Raw genomic sequence first — 2,952 nt, forward strand, 5'->3', positions numbered from 1 at the left:
TGAGCACGGCCAGGCTCATCACGTGCCAGTCGACCTTGACGTCGCGGACCTTCTCCACCTCCAGCATCCAGCGGGACGCGATCCAGGCGGACGGACACGCCGGACGAACTGGACCAGGCACTGACCCTGCTGGCGCAGAACAAGGCCGTCTGGCTGGTCATCACCAGCATCACGACGGTGCGGGCGCTGAAGGCGTGCGCACTGGAGCGTGGCACCAGCCTCGCGGCGCTGGCAGGGGACACGAAGATTGCGGCCGTCGGAAGCCCCAGCGCCAGGGCGCTGGAGGCCGAGGGCCTCACCGTCGACCTGGTGCCGCCCGGCAGCATGGACGCCGTCGGCCTGGTGGATGCCTGCCCGCTGCCGCCGGAAACCGCCGGCGGCCCGGCGGAGCGGATGCTGGTCCTGCTGCCGCAGGCCGACATCGCCGCGCCCACGGTGTTCGAAGGCCTGATGGCGAAGGGCTGGCAGGTGCTGCCCGTGACCGCCTACCGCACGGTGGACTACCCCGCCCGTCCCGAGCTCCGCCTGACCGCGGAATTGGAGATCGCCGCCCGCGAGCCCGCCGACGACCTGGAACTCATCACGGCCGCGGATTTCCGCAGCCGCGCCGGCAACGGCGCCATCGACGCCGTCGTCCTGACCTCGCCCAGCGTCACCAGGCGGCTGGCGGGGCTCCTTGACCCGTGGCCGGCCGGACTGCGGCTGATCGCGATCGGCACCAGTTCCGCGCGGCAGGCCGCCGAACTGGGCTTGGAGATCGCCGCCACGGCTGCCGAACCGACGCCGCCCGGCATCGCCGACGCCCTGGCGCGGTCGCTTGAAAACCATCCCACCGAACCAGAAGGTACGCCATGAGCTTCCCCTCCCACCGGCCCCGCCGGCTGCGGGCCACCGAGGCGATCCGCCGGATGACGGCGGAGGTCCGGACCCACCCGAACCAGCTGATCCTGCCCGCCTTCATCCGCGAAGGCCTCAGCGAACCGGTGCCGCTGCAGTCCATGCCGGGCGTGGTCCAGCACACCACCGATACGCTCAAGCGCGCGGCCGCCGAGGCCGTGGAGCTGGGCCTCGGCGGCATCATGCTCTTCGGCGTTCCCCTGGTGCGCGACGCCACGGGCAGCGCCGGGGTGGATCCCGACGGCGTGCTGAACCGCGCCATCGCCGACGTGAAAGCGGAGGTCGGGAACGACCTGGTGGTGATGGGCGACGTCTGCCTGGACGAATTCACCGACCACGGCCACTGCGGCGTGCTGGCCCCCGACGGCACCGTCGACAACGACGCCACGCTGTCGATCTACGCGGAAATGGCCGTCGCCCAGGCGGCGGCCGGCGCGGACGTGCTCGGTCCCTCCGGCATGATGGACGGGCAGGTCGCGGTGATCCGGCAGGCACTCGACGAGGCCGGCCACCAGGACGTCTCCATCCTGGCGTACGCCGCAAAGTATGCCTCGGCCTTCTACGGGCCGTTCCGCGAGGCAGTCGACTCACAGCTGACCGGGGACCGGCGGACCTACCAGATGGACGCCGCCAACCGGCGCGAAGCCATCCGGGAAGTGGAACTGGACCTGGCCGAAGGCGCGGACATGGTCATGGTCAAACCCGCGATGAGCTACCTGGACATCCTCTCCGACGTGGCGGAGATGTCTCCGGTGCCGGTGGCCGCGTACCAGATCTCCGGCGAGTACGCGATGATCGAGGCAGCCGCCGCCAATGGCTGGATCGACCGGAAGGCGGCCATCCTGGAATCTGTCCTGGGCATCCGCCGCGCCGGCGCCGACATGGTGCTGACCTACTGGGCCCCGGAAATCGCCCGCTGGCTGAAGTAACCGTTCGCCGCCGGCCGCCGGTTGCCGCGCCCCACCACCCTGTCCGCAGCGGATTCCGCTGTCCCGAAAGGACCCAAGACCATGATTGAAGCCATCCGCTCCGAGGAACTCTTCGAACGCGCCCGCCAGCTGATGCCCGGCGGGGTGAATTCACCGGTCCGGGCCTTCGGCTCCGTCGGCGGGACGCCCCGCATGATGGTCGGCGCCAAGGGTGCCTACCTCACCGACGCCGACGGGCGCGAGTACGTAGACCTCGTGTGTTCCTGGGGCCCGGCCCTGCTGGGCCACGCCCATCCGGCCGTCCTCGAGGCCGTGCACACGGCCGTGGACCGGGGCCTGTCCTTCGGCGCCTCCACGCCCGCCGAATCGGAACTGGCGGCCCTGGTCGTCGGCCGGGTCTCCGCCGTCGAGCGCCTGCGCATGGTCTCCACCGGCACCGAGGCGACGATGACCGCCGTGCGCCTGGCCCGCGGCTACACCGGCCGCAACCTGGTCGTGAAGTTCGCCGGCTGCTATCACGGGCACCTGGACGGGCTGCTGGCCGCCGCGGGCTCGGGCGTGGCCACCCTGGCGCTGCCGGGTTCGGCGGGCGTCACCGAGGCGACAGCCGCGGAGACCCTGGTGCTGCCGTACAACGACATCGCCGCCGTCGAGGAAGTGTTCGCCGCCCGCGGCAGCCAGATCGCCGCCGTCATCACCGAAGCGGCCCCCGCGAACATGGGCGTGGTCACCCCCGCCGACGGCTTCAACGCGGCCCTGTCCCGCATCACCCGGGAGCACGGAGCGCTGCTCATCCTGGACGAGGTGCTGACCGGCTTCCGCACCGGCTACGCCGGCTACTGGGGCCTGACCGGGGGAGCCGACGGGGCAGCCGATCCGTTCGTGCCCGACCTGTTGACCTTCGGCAAGGTCATCGGCGGCGGCATGCCGGTGGCGGCCCTGGGCGGCCGGGCCGACGTGATGGATTACCTGGCGCCGTCCGGTCCCGTCTACCAGGCCGGCACGCTCTCCGGCAACCCGATCGCCATGGCGGCCGGCGTCGCGACGCTGACCGCCGCGACGCCCGGTGGCTACCCGGCGATCGACGCCCCCACGCTCGCACAGCCGGCCCCCCTGACCGCCCCCC

4 protein-coding genes are annotated in these 2,952 nt (G+C 72.0%); 3 read left to right on the forward strand and 1 reads right to left on the reverse strand.

Annotated elements, in window-relative coordinates; genetic code table 11:
- Window positions 1–121, reverse strand: a 121-nt coding sequence (locus tag AC5RV2_RS16450; protein WP_494093227.1) for a mycothiol-dependent nitroreductase Rv2466c family protein, incomplete at its 3' end; no start/stop codon positions are given.
- 32 nt (window positions 122–153) lie between these two features.
- Between AC5RV2_RS16450 and AC5RV2_RS16455 the strand changes: the two genes are divergently transcribed.
- From AC5RV2_RS16455 to AC5RV2_RS16465, 3 genes are all read left to right on the forward strand, one after another.
- Window positions 154–855, forward strand: a complete 702-nt coding sequence (locus tag AC5RV2_RS16455) for a uroporphyrinogen-III synthase (protein WP_494093228.1) — start codon at window positions 154–156, stop codon at window positions 853–855.
- Window positions 852–1,826: a porphobilinogen synthase gene (gene hemB / locus AC5RV2_RS16460; protein WP_494093225.1), complete on the forward strand. Its 975-nt coding sequence runs from the start codon at window positions 852–854 to the stop codon at window positions 1,824–1,826. The genes AC5RV2_RS16455 and hemB overlap by 4 nt, the downstream gene beginning before the upstream one ends.
- 81 nt (window positions 1,827–1,907) lie before the next feature.
- On the forward strand, window positions 1,908–2,952 hold a 1,045-nt coding region (locus AC5RV2_RS16465), incomplete at its 3' end, for a glutamate-1-semialdehyde 2,1-aminomutase (RefSeq protein WP_494093226.1).

Source organism: Arthrobacter sp. Y3225116, from assembly GCF_059091245.1.

Coding starts and splice junctions, on each gene's coding strand:
- hemB (WP_494093225.1), top strand. CDS start 852: ATGAGCTTCCCCTCCCACCGGCCCCGCCGGCTGCGGGCCACCGAGGCG.